The organism is Paraburkholderia sp. EG286A, from assembly GCF_040965375.1.
Taxonomy (GTDB): Bacteria; Pseudomonadota; Gammaproteobacteria; order Burkholderiales; family Burkholderiaceae; genus Paraburkholderia.
In genome coordinates, this window is the sequence record NZ_JBFRCB010000005.1 from 797,942 (window position 1) to 814,708 (window position 16,767).

Here is a 16,767-nt window from a genome sequence, read left to right on the forward strand (position 1 = left end):
TTCGGCTATAATCGCCCCCTGTCTTAGGGGAGTAGTCTGCAACGCCGGCTTTGGCGTTGCGCCGCCGTCAACATAATTGGTGCCCTTGCACCATGGCGCCGGCAGCCGTATTGCGGATCATTGCAGCGAATCGCTGCAATAGCGCGGCCTGACGAGACCTATGACGTTTTCCCTTTCACCCGGGCCGGGCGAAGGGATACGTCATGGTTTCGGTGCCCGGCTCGCACATCACGGCAATAACAATGACTCGTCTCGCCCCGCATCACCCCCTCATTTGCGCCACGGAGCGTTCGTCATGATCTTGACGTTCGCCTTGCTCGTTGCCGCGGCCGGCATCATCTACCTGTCCTGCGAGACCTTCGTCAATAGCGTCGAGTGGCTCGGCCACAAGCTCAAGGTCACGCAAACCGCCACCGGCACGATCCTCGCCGCATTCGGCACCGCGCTGCCCGAGAGCGTGGTCACGCTCGTTGCCGTCGCTTTCGGCGGCGATCCCGCGCACAAGGAAATTGGCGTAGGCGCCGCGATTGGCGGGCCGCTCGCGCTCAGCACGATCGCCTATGCCGTGGTGGGCTTCGCGTTGCTTGCGACGGCGAAGCGCGTGGGCCGCGAGCGCGCGGCTACCGTCGACGTCAATACGCGCCGTCTGCGCCGCGACCAGCTCTGGTTCCTCGCGATCTTCGTCGCGAAGATCGCGCTCGGGCTCGTGGTGTTCAGCTTCAAGCCGATACTGGGGATCGCGTTTCTCGCGGCCTACGCGTTCTACTGCTGGAAGGAGCTTTCCGCTGAAGATAGCGGCGAGGTGGAAGCCGATCTCGAGCCGCTGAAGCTGCGCCCGCACGACGACAATCCGGCCATGGTGTGGATTCTGCTGCAGACGCTGGGCGCGCTCGCGGTGATCTTCGCGGCCTCGCATCTGTTCGTGCAGCAGATCGGCGCCGTGGGACCATGGCTTGGCCTGAGCCCGCAGTTGACCGCCGTGTTGTTCAGCCCGATCGCCACCGAGCTGCCCGAGATCATGAACGCGATCATCTGGGTGCGCCAGGGCAAGGAGCGGCTGGCACTGGCGAACATCAGCGGCGCGATGATGATTCAGGCCACTATTCCCACGGCGTTCGGCCTCTTCTTCACGCCATGGCATCTCGGCACGCCTTCGATTCTCGCGGCCGTGACGACGATGGTCGCCATCCTGTTCCTGCAGTGGGCGTTTCGTGCGCCGAAGGTACGCAGCCGTCAGCTCACACATGTCGGCTGGCTCTATGCGGTGTTCGCGGCGTTGCTGTTCGTGGTGTGACGCGGCCGGGCGCCAGGCTCAGGCTGCCGCGGCGGCCTGGGCGGTGCCCGCGTGGTGATGGAGCCAGCGGATCATGTCCGAATGCCTGACCACGCCGACCAGCCGCCGCGCATCGTCCATCACCGGAATGTCGTGGTAGGCGTGCTCGATGAAGATCGGTACCAGATGCGCGAGCGGCGTGGCCCGATGGACCGCGTGCACGCCGGCCGCCATCACGGCTTCCACCGTTTCTTCCACGCGCGCCGACTCGCGCAGCACCGCGCGGCGCAGCGAGTTCCAGATACGCTTGAGGCCAGCCGCCGGTGCGAGGTCGCCGAGCGCGTGATGCGTGACGACGCCGACCACGCGATCCATCGCATCGACCACGGGCAGCGTCGAAGCACCGTGGCGGCGGAACATCTCGTGCGCCGCCCGCGCGCCCATGGTCGCTGGCACGGCGGGACAGCCAATCGACATGATTTCCTCACAAGTTAGTTGTTCGAACGACTTTTGCGGAAAATCCAGCGGCTCGAGCAGATGTTGCGAGAGCGCGGCGAGCGGCGCGGCAGCGGCTTCCGGCGTGGGACGAAACGCTGCGCGCGGATAGCGGTGCCCGGTCAGCGCGTGGAAGGCGAGCGCCGCACTGAGCAACGCAAAGGACTGGAACACGATCGGCGCGAGCACGAAGTGAAAGCCGAGCGCATGAACAGCGGGGCCGCCGAGCACGGCGGTCAGCGCGACCGCGCCTGAAGGCGGATGCACGCAGCGGCACAGGAACATCGCGCAGATGGCGAGCGCCACCGCCACGGAAGCCGCGGCGACCGGCGACGCGATCCATTGCGCGCACGCCACGCCCACCAGCGCGGAGACGAAGTTGCCGCCGAGAATCGACCACGGTTGCGCAAGCGGGCTGTCCGACGCGCCGAACAGCAGCACCGCGGACGCGCCCATGGGCGCCACGAGCAGCGGGATGTCGCCCGCCGCGCCGAACATCACGTGGGTTGCGAGTCCCGTGAACGCGATGCCGATCAACGCTCCGGCACAGCGCCGCCCCCGCTCGCGCCATTGCGGCGCGGCCGGGTTGGGCACGAAACTCGTCAACCACTCGATGAGCGCGATGCGGGACATAGCTGGGGCTGGCTGGTCGGTATGTCGGCCAGATTACCGACGCACGCCGAATATCAACAATTGATATTTCTGTGCATACATATAATTCATCCTGTATGCATGTTTGGATTCGCCGCGCGTGTTTTTTCTCGGCAATTCGGAATCGTTTGGTCTAGAATAACGACATGAAACCCGATACCCGTTCTGGCCCCGGCCGTCCACGCGAATTCGACGAGCAGGAAGCCGTGCAGAACGCGCTAGAGGTATTTCGCGCGCGCGGCTATGCGGCAACGTCGCTGCCCGACCTGATCGAAGGGACGCAACTCTCGCGCGGCAGCCTCTACAAGGCGTTCGGCGACAAGCACCAGCTCTTTCTCGCGGCGCTCGACTTCTACACCGAGCGCGGTATCGCTCGGCTCACGCGCAACCTGCGGCACGCCTCGGCGCGCACCGCGCTGCGCGAGGCGCTGCGTCATTACGTGCGCCTTTCCGCCGGCCTCGAAGGGCTGGCTGGCTGCCCGGTGACAGCCGCCGCCACCGAGTGTCTGCCCTTCGACGCCGAGGTGAAAGCCCGCGTCACGGACATGTTCACGCGCATGCAGGCGCTGCTCGCCGGCGCGATCCGGCGTGGCCAGGCCGCGGGCGAACTGGCCGCCGGCCAGAATGCCGACGATCTCGCGCGCTTCCTGCTCTGCACGATCGAAGGCATGCGCGTGCTGGGCAAGACCGACGCCGGCGAGAATGCGATGGATGCAATCGCTGAAATCGCGCTCGGCGCCATCCGCTAGTTTTTTTTGCTTAATTGGGAACTGAATGGTTCCATATGGAGGCCGCATGACGAACCTTTCGACTGTGGAAATGCCGCCCACGCGAGCGGGCGCGCGCACCTGGTGGGCGTTGACGGTGCTGCTGATGGGCACGCTGTTGCCGCCGCTCGACTTCTTCATCGTCAACGTCGCACTGCCGTCGATGCAGGCCGACCTGCATGCCAGCGCCGACATCGCGCAGCTGGTGATTTCGGCCTATGCGGCGACCTACGCAATCTTTCTCATTACGGGCGGCCGGCTCGGCGACCTGTACGGACGGCGACGCATCTTCCTCGTGGGGATCCTCGCGTTCGCAGCGGCTTCGGCCGTGTGCGGGTTCGCCAGCTCGCCCGCTGCGCTGGTGACGGGACGCATCCTTCAGGGCGCCGCCGCGGCCGTCATGGCGCCTCAGGCGCTGGCGTCGATCCATGCGCTCTTTCCGGCGCATCAGAAGGGGCTTGCGCTCAGTCTCTTTGGTGCCGCCTATGGGATCGCGGCGGTCGCCGGCCAGGCGCTCGGCGGCGTGCTCGTTTCGGCCAACGTGTTCGGGCTCGGCTGGCGCAGCATCTTTCTCATCAACCTGCCTGTCGTGATGGCGGCCGCGCCCGCGGCGTACTGGCTCGTGCGTGAAAGCCGCTCGGACCACCCCGCGAAGCTCGATCCCGGCGGCATGGTCCTGCTCGCCATGGCGCTGGCTGCGCTCGTCGTGCCGCTGATCGAAGGCCGCGAGCGCGGCTGGCCGGTCTGGACGTGGGCGTTGCTCATTGCCGCCGCGCCCCTGTTCGCGATCTTCTGGCGCTACGAGGCGCGCGTCGCGAACGCCGGGCGCGATGCGCTCGTGCCACCCGTCATCTTCGCCGCGCCCGGCCTCGTGCGCGGGCTCGTTGCCACGCTCTTCTTCTATTCGCTCGCACCGTTCTTCATGATGTTCGCGATTTACGTGCAGCGTGCGCTCGGGCTCGCGCCGCTCGAAGTCGGCTTGCGTATTCTGCCCCTGGGCGTCGGCTTTCTGGTCGGGCCGCTGCTCAATCCGCTGATCGCGCGACTTTTCGGGCATCGTTCGGCGGCTGCCGGCATGGCGATCGAGGGCTGCGGATTATTTTGGACTGCCATGCTTGTTCACGACGAACATCTGCACGCGCTGAGCGCGTCACTCTTTCTGATCGGTTTCGGCCAGGGCGTGGCGCTGCCCGCGCTCGTCAGGCGCAATGTCGAATGTGTCGATCGACGCTGGTCCGGTCTTGCCGCCGGGCTCGTCAGCTCGTTCTTGCAGGTGAGTGCCGCGCTCGCCGTGGCGCTGCTCGGCGGCCTGTTTTTTGGGCTTGCCGGGCCGGATGCGAGCAGCGCGCAGGTGGCTCACGCGTTCGCGACGACCGTTGCGATCATCGGCATGCTGCTTTTCGTTGCAGCGTTTCTCGCCGGCGGGCGCAATAATCCCGTGCCGCAATTGCGCAAACAACACGTATGAAATACGTGCTTCGATTGCACCTGCATGAAGCGATGGCCATGCATCGGGACGCGTGACTAACACGGCCTGCGCGCCATGCCGCCATGAAGGGAAAGCGAATCGTCGCTTTCTAAATTAGTTTTCATCTGGAGTGCGCCGCAACTTAAAGCATGCGTTCCGATTGGGCACCGATAATGCCTTCCAGTTTCAGCACTGCGAGGAACGCAACATGCAAAAGCCGATGTCGATCGAACTCGTCAACGAATACGGCCAGCACGCGGTGTGCGTGAAGGTCAGCGGTCAAGCCGCCCTGCTCGACGCGCCCGATGTGGACGGCCTGATCGAGGAACTCAGCAAGCTGCGCGCGCTCATGCAGCCAGCGGTTCCCGAGCAACCTTTGCGCTCGCATCAGTATGTGCTCGAGATCGATCCGAGCTGGTACACGGAACGCAATCCGCTCTTCGACGGCACCGTGGTGTTTCTACGCCATACCGGCCTTGGCTGGGCGGGTTTCGCCATTCCCACCGAAAGCCTGCATCGGCTCAAGGCCGCACTCTCGGCCCACGAAGCCGCCGCGCAGCACGAAGCGCATGCCTATGCGCAAGCGCTGCCCAATTAGGCGCGCTGCCGGCCCACTCATTCTTCCCGTCTGACCACGCACGTAGCGTGGATGAAACGTCGCCGCCACGCGCGGCGTCAATGCCCGCGCTCGCCCTCGTGGCGGCGCGTCTGCCCAGGACTATCGCCCATGAACCAGCTCCAAGCCATGCGCGTCTTTACGCGCGTCGTCGATCTGAGCAGTTTCAACCTTGCCGGCAAGCAGCTCGGCATGTCGGCCGCGGCCGTCACGCGCAGCGTCGGCATGCTCGAAGCGCATCTGAACATGCGCCTCCTGAACCGCTCCACGCGCAGCCTTTCGCTCACCGAAGCGGGACGCCTCTATCTGGATGGCTGTCGCGCCGTGATCGAGAAGCTCGATGAAGTCGAATCGGAACTCGTGCGCGCCACGCGCGACCCTAGCGGCGTACTGCGCATCGCTGCGCCCGCGGTATTTGCAAGCTCGGGACTGCCCGCCGTGCTCGGCGCGTATCGCGCGGTCAACCCGCGCGTCGAATTCGACGTGACGGCGTACGACACGCATATCGACCTCATCGAAGGCGGCTTCGACGTGTGCTTCGCGACCGACCGCCAAAGCGTGAATGCCTCGCTCGTGAGCCGCAAGCTTACGTCGATCAAAGAGATGCTCGTCGCCACGCCCGCCTGGCTCGCGCGTCACGGCATGCCGCGCAATCCCGCCGAACTGGCCGAGCACGGCCTGCTCGCGGTTTCCGATGCGCCGCGCTACTGGGAGTTTTCGAACACCGAGGGCGTGCAACGCATCAACGTGAACGGCCCGATGACGGCCAACGGCTACGCCACCGTGCGCGCCGCCGCGCTCGCCGACATGGGCATCGCGCTGCTGCCGCTGCCTCTCGTCGCCGACGACCTCGCGCGCGGTGCGCTCTTGCCCGTGCTCAACGCGTTCGACGTGAACGGCGGCGTGCAGCACATCTCGATCGTCTATTCCGGCCGCAATTACCTCACGATGAAGATCCGCAGTTTCATCGACTTCGCCGTGGAGCAGTTCCGCACGCACGTGGCGCAGACGCGATCTGCGCCGGCGCCGCTGCGCGCCGTTGCCTGATGTTGCCTCCCGTTCTTTTCATCACAACGCGTGCAAAGCCATGCCCAGAATACTAACCATTGAAGACGACGCCATTACCGAGCGCAGCGTCGTGCCCACGCTCGCCTCGACCGGCTTCACCGTCGACGTTGCCCGCTCGGGCCGCGAAGGCATAGCGATGGTGATGGCGGGCGACTATGACGTCGTCGCACTCGAGCGGCGCCTGCCCGACCTCGACGGTCTCACGATCGTCACCACCATGCGCGGCGTGGGGATCGAAACACCGGTGATCGTGATGAGTTCGACCACCGGTGTGGAGGAGCGCATCCAGGGCCTGCGGGCCGGCTGCGACGACTACCTCACACGGCCGTTTTCGATCGACGAGATGTCCGCCCGTGTCGAAGCGCTGGTGCGCCGGCGCACGCGCCCCACGACGACGGAAACCGTACTGCGTGTGGGCCCGCTCGAACTCGATCTCGTCAAGCGCCGGCTCAGTTGCCGCGACAAGGTGCTGCGCCTGCGCCCCACCGAGCTGCGCGTGCTCGAATTCATGATGCGCCATGCGGGCCAGGTGCTCACGCGCACCATGATCTTCGAAGGCGTGTGGGGCGGCCGCTTCGACCCCGGCACCAATCTCGTCGACGTGCACGTGGGACGCCTGCGCAACCGCGTGGATACACCGGGCCAACCCTCGCTCATCCGCACGATACGCGGCTCGGGTTATCTGCTCGGCTGACGCGATCCTCAACATTGCCGCCGTTCTTTCTGCTTCCATTCATTTCGTAGTCCTTTGGCTTCAAGAGATCGGCGCGCGGCTAAATCTTTTTTCATTTGCCTGGCTCCCGCGTGTTAGGACGCGCCCGACACAATAACGGCGTCGGCTGCCCCCACGCGTGGCGTGCAGCTGGCGCCGATGTCCTGAACGGAGCCCCCTCTGATGCTGAAAATCGTCCGGCTAGCCTTGAACCGTCCGTATACGTTCATCGTGCTGGCCCTCCTGATCCTGATCGCGGGTCCGCTTGCGGCGTTACGCACGCCTACCGATATCTTTCCCGACATCCGCATTCCCGTGATCAGCGTCGTGTGGAACTACGCGGGCCTGCAGCCCGACGACATGGCGGGCCGCATCGTCAGCTATTACGAGCGCACGCTCGGCACCACCGTCAACGATGTGGCGCATATCGAGTCGCAGTCGTTTCGCGGCTACGGCGTAGTGAAGATCTTCTTCCAGCCGGCGGTCGATATCCGCACGGCCACCGCGCAGGTCACCTCAGTTTCGCAGACGGTGCTCAAGCAGATGCCGCCCGGCACGACGCCGCCGCAGATCCTCAACTACAACGCATCCACGGTGCCGGTGCTGCAACTCGCGCTCACGAGCAATACGCTCGACGAGCAGAAGCTCGCGGATTACGCGACCAACTTCATCCGCCCGCAACTGCTTTCAGTGGCCGGTGTCGCCATTCCCACGCCTTACGGCGGTAAAGTGCGCGAGGTGCAGATCGACCTCGACCCGCAAGCGCTGCAGGCGAAGAAGCTGTCCGCGCAGGATGTGGCGACCGCGCTCGCGCAGCAGAACCAGATCATTCCCGCCGGCACACAGAAGATTGGCCGCTACGAATACAACGTACGCCTGAACAACAGCCCACTGACGATCGATCAGCTCAACGCGCTGCCCATCAAGACCGTGGATGGCACGGTGATCTACATGCGCGACGTGGCCCACGTGCGCGACGGCTATCCGCCGCAAAGCAATATCGTGCGCGTGGACGGCCATCGCGCCGTGCTCATGAGCATCATGAAGAACGGCTCCGCTTCGACGCTCGACATCATCGCCGGCGTGAAGGCGAAGCTGCCGCTAATCGAGCAGTCGTTGCCGCCGGGGCTCAAGCTCGTTGCGCTCTCCGACCAGTCGGTGTTCGTCAAGGGCGCCGTCAGCGGCGTGGCGCGCGAAGGCCTGATCGCGGCCGCGCTGACCTCGGCGATGATCCTGCTCTTTCTCGGCAGCTGGCGCTCGACGCTCATCATCGCCGCGTCGATTCCGCTCGCCGTGCTCGCCGCGATCGCAGGGCTCGCCGCGTGCGGCGAGACGCTCAACGTGATGACGCTCGGTGGCCTCGCGCTCGCGGTCGGCATACTCGTGGACGATGCGACGGTCACGATCGAAAACATCAACTGGCACCTCGAGCAGGGCAAGGACGTGCGCAGCGCGATCCTCGACGGCGCAGCGCAAATCGTCATGCCGGCGCTCGTTTCGCTGCTGTGCATCTGCATCGTCTTCGTGCCGATGCTGCTGCTCGACGGCATTGCGCGCTTCCTGTTCGTGCCGATGGCCGAGGCCGTGATCTTCGCGATGATCGCCTCGTTCGCGCTCTCGCGCACTTTCGTGCCGATGATGGCGCGCTACCTGCTCAAGCCGCACGCTTCGCAGGGTCACGCCTCAGGCGAACTAGCCGCCGTTATGGCGCCGCATGGTGCGCACGACCAAGCGCCGCACACGTGCAATCCGCTCGTGCTGTTTCAACGCGCGTTCGAGCGTCGCTTCGAACGCGTGCGCGCGGGCTATCGCGTCGTGCTCGGTCTCGCGCTCACGAACCGGCGGCGCTTCGTCGTGGGCTTTCTCGCGATCGTCGCGCTTTCGTTCGCGCTCACGCCATTCCTTGGCCGCAACTTCTTCCCCGATATCGATTCCGGCGAAATCGCACTGCACGTGCGCGCGCCCATCGGCACGCGCGTGGAGGAAACCGCCGACCTGTTCGACCATATCGAGGACACCGTTCGTGAAGCGATTCCGCCTGACCAGCTCACGAGCGTGATCGACAATATCGGGCTGCCGAACAGTGGCATCAACCTGACCTACAACAACAGCGGCACGATCGGGCCGCAGGATGGCGACATTCTCATCTCGCTCGCCAAGTCGCACGCACCCACCGCGCAGTACGTGCGCGAACTGCGTACGGAATTGCCGCGCCGCTTTCCGGGCACGACCTTCTCCTTCCTGCCCGCCGATATCGTGAGCCAGATCCTCAATTTTGGCTCGCCCGCGCCGATCGACGTGCAGGTGAGCGGACCGAACCAGGCCGCGAACAAGGTCTACGCGAACGAACTGCTGCACAGAATCGCGCGGATTCCCGGCATTGCCGACCCACGCATCCAGCAGGCATCGACTTATCCGCAACTCACGGTTGCCGTCGACCGCTCGCGCGCCGACGAACTCGGCATCACCGAGCAGGACGTGACCAATTCCGTGGTAGCGAGCCTGTCGGGCACGAGCCAGGTGTCGCCCACCTACTGGCTCAATCCGAAGAATGGCGTGTCCTACCCGATCGTCGCGCAAACGCCGCAGTACCGCATGACCACGCTCTCCGACTTGCAGAACCTGCCGGTGACGGGCAAGAGCGGCGGTGCGCAGATTCTCGGCGGCATTGCCACGATCACGCGCGGCGTGAGCGACGCGGTGGTCTCGCACTACAACATCGAACCGCTCTACGACATCTATGCGACCACCCAGGGCCTCGATCTCGGCGCCGTCTCCTCGCAGATCAACAAGGTGATTCACGCAACCGCGAAGGACTTGCCGAAGGGTTCGACGGTCACCATGCGCGGCCAGGTGCAGACCATGAACAGCGCGTTTGCGGGTCTTCTGCTGGGTCTCGCCGGTGCGGTGGGGCTCATCTATTTGCTGATCGTCGTGAACTTCCACTCGTGGAGCGATGCGTTCGTGATCGTGAGCGCCCTGCCCGCCGCGCTTGCGGGCATCGTCTGGATGCTCTTCACCACGCACACGCCGCTCTCCGTGCCGGCGCTCACCGGCGCGATTCTCTGCATGGGCGTGGCGACCGCGAACAGCATTCTCGTGGTGTCGTTCGCCCGCGAGCGTCTCGCCGTCACGGGCAACGCCATGCGCGCCGCACTCGAAGCGGGCTTCACACGCTTTCGTCCCGTGCTCATGACCGCACTCGCCATGATCATCGGCATGGCGCCGATGGCGTTCGGCATGGGCGACGGCGGCGAGCAGAACGCGCCGCTCGGTCGCGCCGTGATCGGCGGCCTGCTCTGCGCGACCTGCGCGACGCTGCTGTTCGTGCCGGTGGTGTTCAGCCTCGTGCACAAGGGTCAAAGTAGCGAAAGCGGCCGCGACGACGATAGCAAGCATGACGAATCATCCACGGATCAACCTACCCTCGAATCGGGAGAAGCCCATGTCTACTGAAATCGACATCGCCTCGCCGCAGCCGCTGCGTCACCTGAAATCCACTGCCGCCATCGCATTGATGGTCGCGGCCGGCATCGTGTCCGGCGGCATCTTCAGCCGTGTACACGCGCATCAGGAACTCGCCACGTGGACCGACGCGCAGGCCATTCCCACCGTCGCCACCGTGCAGCCGCAAGCAAGCCCGGCATCGGAGCCGCTCGTGCTGCCGGGGCGCCTCGCCGCCTACATCAACGCGCCGATCTATGCGCGTGTATCGGGCTATCTGCACGCGTGGTACGCCGATATCGGCACGCACGTAAAGGCGGGCCAGCTGCTCGGCGTGATCGACACGCCCGACCTCGACCAGCAGCTACAGCAGGCGCGCGCCGATCTGCAGAACTCCGTCGCCAACGAAAGGCTCGCCGCCACCACGGCGAAGCGCTGGACCGAGATGCTCAAGCAGGACTCGGTCTCGCAGCAGGAGGCCGACGAGAAAACCTCCGACCTGAACGCCAAGCAAGCCACCGTGGAGGCGAACGAGGCCAATGTGCGGCGGCTCGAGGCGCTCGAATCGTTCAAGCGCATCACGGCCCCGTTCGACGGCATCGTCACCGCACGCAAGACCGACGTGGGCGCGCTGATCGACGCCGGCAGCGGCAGCGGCCCCGACCTCTTCACCGTCTCCGATGCGAGCCAGTTGCGCGTGTACGTGAGCGTGCCGCAAAGCGATGCCGCTTCGATCAAGCCCGGCATGCACGCCACGCTCACCGTGCCCGAGCGCCCCGGCGTGAAGTTCGACGCGAAGCTCGTGGACACCGATCAGTCGATCTCGCCTGCTTCGGGCACGATGCTCGTGCAGCTCGCCGTGGACAACCAGCAAGGCCTGCTCTTCCCCGGCGAGTACACCGAAGTCCATCTCGCCATGCCGGGCGACACACACGCGCTCTTCGTGCCCGCAAGCGCGCTGATCTTCCGCGCGCACGGTATGCAGGTCGCCGTCGCGGACGCGCATCAGCACGTGCAGTTGCGCGACGTGACCATCGGCACCGATCTCGGTACGCGTGTGGAGATCACTTCCGGCCTGCATGCGGGCGAGCACGTGATCGACAACCCGCCGGATTCGCTTGCGAGCGGCGACCTCGTGCGCCTCGCGGCCACCAACGCTCAAGGTGCACAATCGACGCAAACCGCGGCCATGCACGACCCGGAGCGTGCGCATGGCTAAGCAGTCTGTGCCTGTACACACGTTACGCGCCGTTGCGCTTGCCGCGGCCCTGCTGCTCTCCGCGTGCTCGTTCGCGCCGACGTATCACGCGCCCGCCACGGCCATCCCCACGCACTTCAAGGAAGCGGGCGCCTGGCAGACGGCACGCCCCGCCGACCAGCTCCCGCGCAACGGGTGGTGGCGTGCGTTCGACGATCCCGTGCTGAATCAGCTCGAGCCGCAGGTGGCGAAAGCGAATCCGGATGTCGCGGCAGCGCTCGCGCGTCACGACGAAGCCGATGCGCTCGTCGCGCAGGCGCGCTCCGCACTGCTACCCACCGTCGGCGCCGAGGCGAACGTCTCGCGCGAGCGCCAGTCGGCGCTGCGCCCGCTGCGCGGCTCGGAACAGCCGAACGTGTACAACTCGAACACGCTCGACGTGGGTATCGGCTACGACCTCGACCTGTGGGGCAAGGTCCGCAACGAGGTGAAGGCAGGCGAGGCGTCGAGTGCCGCCAGCGAGGCCGATATCGCTTCGCTGCAATTGAGCCTGCAGGCGAAGCTCGCCAGGACGTGGTTCGACCTGCTCGGACTCGACCAGCAGTCGAAGCTGCTCGGCGACACCATCGCCGCTTATCGTCACGCGCTGGCGCTGACCGAGAGCCGCCATCGCGGCGGCATCGCTTCTTCGCTCGACGTCTCGCGCGCGCAAACGCAACTCGCCTCGGCGCAGGCCGCAGCCGATGATGTGAGCGCGCGCCGTGCGCTTTACGAACACGCCATTGCCACGCTCATCGGCGTGCCGGCCTCGCAGTTCAATGTCGCGCCGGACACGATCCGCCCGCACTTGCCGAATCTGCCCGCGGGACTGCCATCGGCGCTGCTGCAGCGGCGGCCCGATATTGCTGCGGCGGAGCGGCGCGTCGCCGCCTCCAACGCGCAGATCGGCGTGGCGAAGGCCGCGTTCTTCCCCGATCTCTCGCTCGGCCTCGACGGCGGCTTCCAGAGCGACACCTTCTCGCCGTGGATCGTCGCGCCCAACGAGATGTGGTCGATCGGCCCCACGCTCATGATGACGATCTTCGACGGCGGGCGCCGCGCGGCGGGCGTGCGCGGCGCGCAGGCGAAGCTCGCCGAAAACGGCGCGCAGTACAAGGCCACGGTACTAGGTGCGTTTCAGCAGGTCGAGGACAACCTCGCGCTGCTGCACCATCTCGGCGACGAGGCGCAGCGCGAAGACGAGGCGCTCGCCGCCGCACAAAGCACCCTCACGCTCTCGATGTCGCGCTACCGCGACGGCGTGGTGAGCTACCTCGACGTCGTGACGGCGCAAACCACCGAACTCTCCACGCAGATTGCCTCGCTGGAACTGGACACGCGGCGCCTCGACGCCACCGTGGGCCTCATACGGGCGATAGGTGGCGGCTGGAGCACGCAGGATCTCCACGAGGGGAAGGCGGCTTCCTGAACGCATCTGAAGCGGCGCGAGCCGCATTGATCTCCGCTCGAACCCCGCCTCTGCGCGGGGTTTTTCTTTTCACCGAATCCTCTCATGCCGATAAACATTTCTTCATGATGCTGCATCGGCTTCGATAGGGTGACCTAACTATTCTACTCACACCGGGATGCGATTTATCGCATTCGCTAACCGGCTAACCGATCTCACTCCTGGAGGAATAGTCACATGAAGGCTCTCATGATCGTCGCTGCGCTTGCCGGTGTCGTCACCGCCACGTCCGCTTTTGCACAGACTTCGGCGCCTGCCGCCGGCACACAGGCCAACCAGCCCGCGGCAGCCACCCAGGTCGCGGCGAACGACACGGCCCCCACCGTTGCGCCCGGCGGATGGGTACCCCCTTATGGGCAACCGGTCCATGAAAAGACGCGTGCCGAGGTGTACCACGAGCTCGTTCAGGCGGAGCAGGACGGTCAGCTTGCGTACCTGAACTCCACGCTCTACGCGCACTGAGCACGACAGGCGGGGCTTTTCAGGCACAGGTGAACGGCACGCGCTCAGCGTGCCGTTTGCTTTTCGATGTTAACAAACTCACGCGTCCGGGCGCGGATAGGTAACCGGTTCCCACAAACGGTTACCTCAGCGCGCGCATCAGTCGAACGTCGGCAAGGTCAGTTGATAGCCGTAGCGGCTGATGGTGTCGATGCGCATTTCGATGCCCTCGCGCGCGAGCTTGCGCCGCAGCCGCGAAACGACGAGGTTGACGGTCGAAGCGTCGATGTCGTCCTTCTCGGGCCACGCGTAGCGGATCATCTGATCGCGCGGCACGGGCACGTTGGTTTGACGCAGCAGGCATTCGACGAGCAGGTACTCGCGGCGCGTGAGCTCCGCGCGGCGCGCACCCTCCACGATCTCGCGCGTACCGGCATCGAGCTGCGGCGCGTTCTGGACGGGCTGTGCGCCGCTTGCGGTCGGCGCGGACTGTACGCCCTGCACGACGACGCCGCACGCCGCTGTGGTGCGCAATAGCGCGTGCATGCGCTCGTGCATTTCGATGAACGAGAACGGGTAGCGAAAGCACGCGTCGGCGCCCGCGCGCAGCACCTTCGAGCGCTCGCTCGCGTTCGCTTCGATGCCGAGGACGGCGATGATCGTCGCGCCAGCCGCGACCCTGGCGAGCCCGGGCAGAATGCCGTGCAGCGCAGGCAGCAGCGCGCTGTCGAGCGCCATCACGATCACCGTATCGAATGGCTCCTCTCCGGCGACGAAAAGCCCGTCGCGCAGGTCTTCCGCACGCTGCAAGCTATGCGCGCTTTCGTGCAGGGCCTTCTGGAGCCAGGCGCCTTCGGCGTGATTCGGGGAGATAAGGAGGATGCGCATGACGGCGAGTGTCCGACGGCTGGACGGGAGGTGTCAGGCGAGCGAGCGCGGCCAGCATTCCACACTCATGCGCGTACCCGGGCCGCCAGGCTTTTCGCCCGCCAGTTCGCGTGCGTCGTCGATACGCAGCGTGAAATCGTGGACGCGCATCACGGCGGCCACGACGCAAAGCCCCAGGCCCGAGCCGGCGATATGACGCACCGCCTCGCCGCGATAGAAGCGCTGCAGGACCGCCGCGCGCTCGCCAGGCGCAATGCCCGGACCGTTGTCCGCCACTTCGAGCAAGGGGCCGAGCGGCGTCGAGCGCAACGTCACGCTCACCACGCCGCCTTGCGGCGCGAACTTGATGGCGTTGTCGATGAGATTGTTGAACGCCTCGAACAGCAGCGCGCGGTCGCCGTGAATCTCGGCGACGGGCTCGGCCGCGATGCGCCATTCGAGTTCGCGGCTCTCGGCGAGCGGCTCGTAGAGGTCGGCGAGTTCCTGCACCAGTTCGTGCAGGTCGACAGTCGCAAAGCCCCCGCGCCTTTGCAGCGTGCCGATCTCGGAGATGCGCAGCATGGCCCGAAAGCGTTCGAGCAGTTGGCCCGTTTCGGTGCGCGCCTGATCGAGCAGCACCGCACCGGCGGCGTCGCCGCGCATGCTGTCGCGCTCGGCCACGCGCGCGAGCAGCGTGTGCAGATGCACGAGCGGCGTGCGCAGGTCGTGTGCGATGCCGTCGCAAGCGCCCTTCACTTCGCCCATCAGCCGCTCCACTTCGTCGAGCATGTGGTTCACGAGATGGGCGAGCATATCGAGCTCGTCGTCTCCGCCCACGGGCAGGCGCCGATCGAGGTCGCCTCGCGCGATGCATTCGGTCACCCGGCGGATTTCGCGTACGCGCCGAATCTGGCGCATGCCGAGCACGAGGCCGCCTGCCGCGGCCGCAAGCAACGCGAGCACGGCGCCCGCAGCAAGCGTGCGCACCATGATCTTGCGAATGCGCAGCACGCTCGTCATGTCGCGCGCGACGACGAGGCGCAAGCCGCTCGGCCGCACCTCGCCCATTGCGCGGACCACGGGCGAAACGTCGCGGTCGAGCAGCTTCACCGTATGGGCGTGCGTGCTGCCTTCGCGCGTATAGGTCAGGTGCGGCGGAGGCGCGAGAAGGTCGCCCGCGATGTAGCGACCGTCACTCGTAAAGAGTCCGCAATAATTGACGTGCATGCGCTCGTGTTCGAGCCGCTGATGAATCGCCTCGGGCAACTGCGCATCGGGAATCGAATCGAAATAGATGAGCTGCCAGCCCATGATCGAATCGGCGTCGCGTTCGATCGTCGTGCTTGCGGTCCACGCGATGAAGCCGACCAGCAGCGTGAGAAAGACGCCGAACAGCGCGGTGTAGGCGCACAGCCAGCGGAACGTCGTGGTGGGCCAGCGCCGGCGCAACGGCGCGGACGCGGCGGAAGAAGAACGACTCGACAAAGCGGTTTATCCGAGAATGTAGCCGGAGCCGCGCACGGTCTGAATGAGCGGCGGCACGCCCGGCGGATCGATTTTTTTGCGCAGGCGGCCCATATGCACGTCGATCAGGTTGGTGCCCGGATCGAAGTGGTAGCCCCATACGGCTTCGAACAGCATGGTGCGGGTGATGGTCTTGCCTGCATGGCGCATCATGAATTCGAGCACGCGATACTCGGTCGGCAGCAGCACGACTTCTTCGCCGTCGCGGCGCACCTTGCGCGAAATGAGGTCGAGTTCGAGCGGCCCCACGCGCAGCGCGGTCTCGCGAGCGACGCTCGCGGCCTGGCGGCGGCGCAGCAGCACCTCGAGGCGTGCGGTGAGTTCTTCGGGGTCGAAAGGCTTGGTGAGATAGTCGTCGCCGCCCGCCCGCAGGCCACGCACGCGTTCGTCTACGTCGCCGAGTGCGCTCAGCATCAGCACCGGCGTTTGAATGCCGACCGTGCGCATGGCCGTGAGGATCGAGAGACCGTCCACGCCAGGCAGCATCCGGTCGAGCGTAATGGCGTCGTATTCGTCGCTCATCGCGCGCGCCATGCCGTCGCGGCCGTTATCGACCCATTCGACCGCAAAGCCGTGCTGCGTCAGCTCGCTGACGATCTCGTTGGCTGTGACGGCATCGTCCTCCACCGTCAAAACGCGCACCTGACTCATCTTTCTCGCACTCCGTCGTGCCGGCGGCACGACTATTCAAGAGCCTCGAGTTTACCGTTGCGTCCGCGCCGCGCCGCGATTCCTT

14 protein-coding genes and 1 riboswitch are annotated in these 16,767 nt (G+C 65.7%); of the genes, 10 read left to right on the top strand and 4 right to left on the bottom strand.

The features are described from left to right. Positions 1-14 precede the first annotated feature (14 nt). A riboswitch (yybP-ykoY riboswitch) is annotated at positions 15-118 on the top strand. Between the two features lie 177 nt (positions 119-295). Next, positions 296-1,294, top strand: a complete 999-nt coding sequence (locus AB4Y35_RS26775) for a sodium:calcium antiporter (RefSeq protein WP_368706707.1) — start codon at positions 296-298, stop codon at positions 1,292-1,294. Between the two features lie 18 nt (positions 1,295-1,312). Here AB4Y35_RS26775 and AB4Y35_RS26780 read toward each other — a convergent pair whose 3' ends face one another. Further along, on the bottom strand, positions 1,313-2,401 hold the full coding sequence (locus AB4Y35_RS26780; protein ID WP_368688760.1) for an HPP family protein: 1,089 nt from the start codon (positions 2,399-2,401) through the stop codon (positions 1,313-1,315). A gap of 164 nt (positions 2,402-2,565) precedes the next feature. Between AB4Y35_RS26780 and AB4Y35_RS26785 the strand changes: the two genes are divergently transcribed. The 9 genes from AB4Y35_RS26785 (at position 2,566) to AB4Y35_RS26825 (ending at position 13,661) form a co-directional block, all read left to right on the top strand. Next, the gene (locus AB4Y35_RS26785; protein WP_368694239.1) at positions 2,566-3,168 is read left to right on the top strand and encodes a TetR/AcrR family transcriptional regulator; all 603 of its coding nucleotides are present in this window, start codon (positions 2,566-2,568) and stop codon (positions 3,166-3,168) included. 46 nt (positions 3,169-3,214) lie between these two features. Beyond that, positions 3,215-4,654, top strand: coding sequence for an MFS transporter (locus AB4Y35_RS26790; RefSeq protein WP_368706708.1), 1,440 nt, complete (start codon positions 3,215-3,217; stop codon positions 4,652-4,654). 208 nt (positions 4,655-4,862) lie between these two features. Continuing rightward, entirely contained in the window at positions 4,863-5,252 is a 390-nt protein-coding gene (locus AB4Y35_RS26795) for a hypothetical protein (protein WP_368706709.1), read from the top strand. 129 nt (positions 5,253-5,381) lie between these two features. Next, a complete protein-coding gene (locus tag AB4Y35_RS26800; RefSeq protein ID WP_368706710.1) occupies positions 5,382-6,317 on the top strand; it encodes a LysR family transcriptional regulator in 936 nt (311 codons plus the stop codon). A gap of 40 nt (positions 6,318-6,357) precedes the next feature. Further along, entirely contained in the window at positions 6,358-7,032 is a 675-nt protein-coding gene (locus AB4Y35_RS26805; protein ID WP_368706711.1) for a response regulator transcription factor, read from the top strand. A gap of 201 nt (positions 7,033-7,233) precedes the next feature. After that, positions 7,234-10,506 (top strand): efflux RND transporter permease subunit, encoded by a 3,273-nt coding sequence (locus tag AB4Y35_RS26810; protein ID WP_368706712.1) that lies wholly within the window; start codon positions 7,234-7,236, stop codon positions 10,504-10,506. Further along, on the top strand, positions 10,496-11,713 hold the full coding sequence (locus AB4Y35_RS26815; protein WP_368706713.1) for an efflux RND transporter periplasmic adaptor subunit: 1,218 nt from the start codon (positions 10,496-10,498) through the stop codon (positions 11,711-11,713). The genes AB4Y35_RS26810 and AB4Y35_RS26815 overlap by 11 nt, the downstream gene beginning before the upstream one ends. Further along, on the top strand, positions 11,706-13,160 hold the full coding sequence (locus AB4Y35_RS26820; RefSeq protein WP_368706714.1) for an efflux transporter outer membrane subunit: 1,455 nt from the start codon (positions 11,706-11,708) through the stop codon (positions 13,158-13,160). Before AB4Y35_RS26815 ends, AB4Y35_RS26820 begins: the two co-directional genes overlap by 8 nt. A gap of 216 nt (positions 13,161-13,376) precedes the next feature. Further along, complete coding sequence (locus tag AB4Y35_RS26825; RefSeq protein WP_368706715.1) at positions 13,377-13,661, top strand: DUF4148 domain-containing protein; 285 nt, start codon at positions 13,377-13,379, stop codon at positions 13,659-13,661. Positions 13,662-13,799: 138 nt separating this feature from the next. On the opposite strand, the gene AB4Y35_RS26830 is transcribed toward AB4Y35_RS26825, so the two are convergent. The 3 genes from AB4Y35_RS26830 to AB4Y35_RS26840 are packed head-to-tail and all read right to left on the bottom strand — an operon-like array spanning position 13,800 to position 16,673. Then, a complete protein-coding gene (locus tag AB4Y35_RS26830; RefSeq protein ID WP_368706716.1) occupies positions 13,800-14,528 on the bottom strand; it encodes a response regulator transcription factor in 729 nt (242 codons plus the stop codon). A 33-nt stretch (positions 14,529-14,561) separates the two neighbouring features. Beyond that, a complete protein-coding gene (locus tag AB4Y35_RS26835) occupies positions 14,562-15,992 on the bottom strand; it encodes an ATP-binding protein (RefSeq protein WP_368706717.1) in 1,431 nt (476 codons plus the stop codon). A 6-nt stretch (positions 15,993-15,998) separates the two neighbouring features. Then, positions 15,999-16,673: a response regulator transcription factor gene (locus AB4Y35_RS26840; RefSeq protein ID WP_368706770.1), complete on the bottom strand. Its 675-nt coding sequence runs from the start codon at positions 16,671-16,673 to the stop codon at positions 15,999-16,001. Positions 16,674-16,767: the final 94 nt, after the last annotated feature.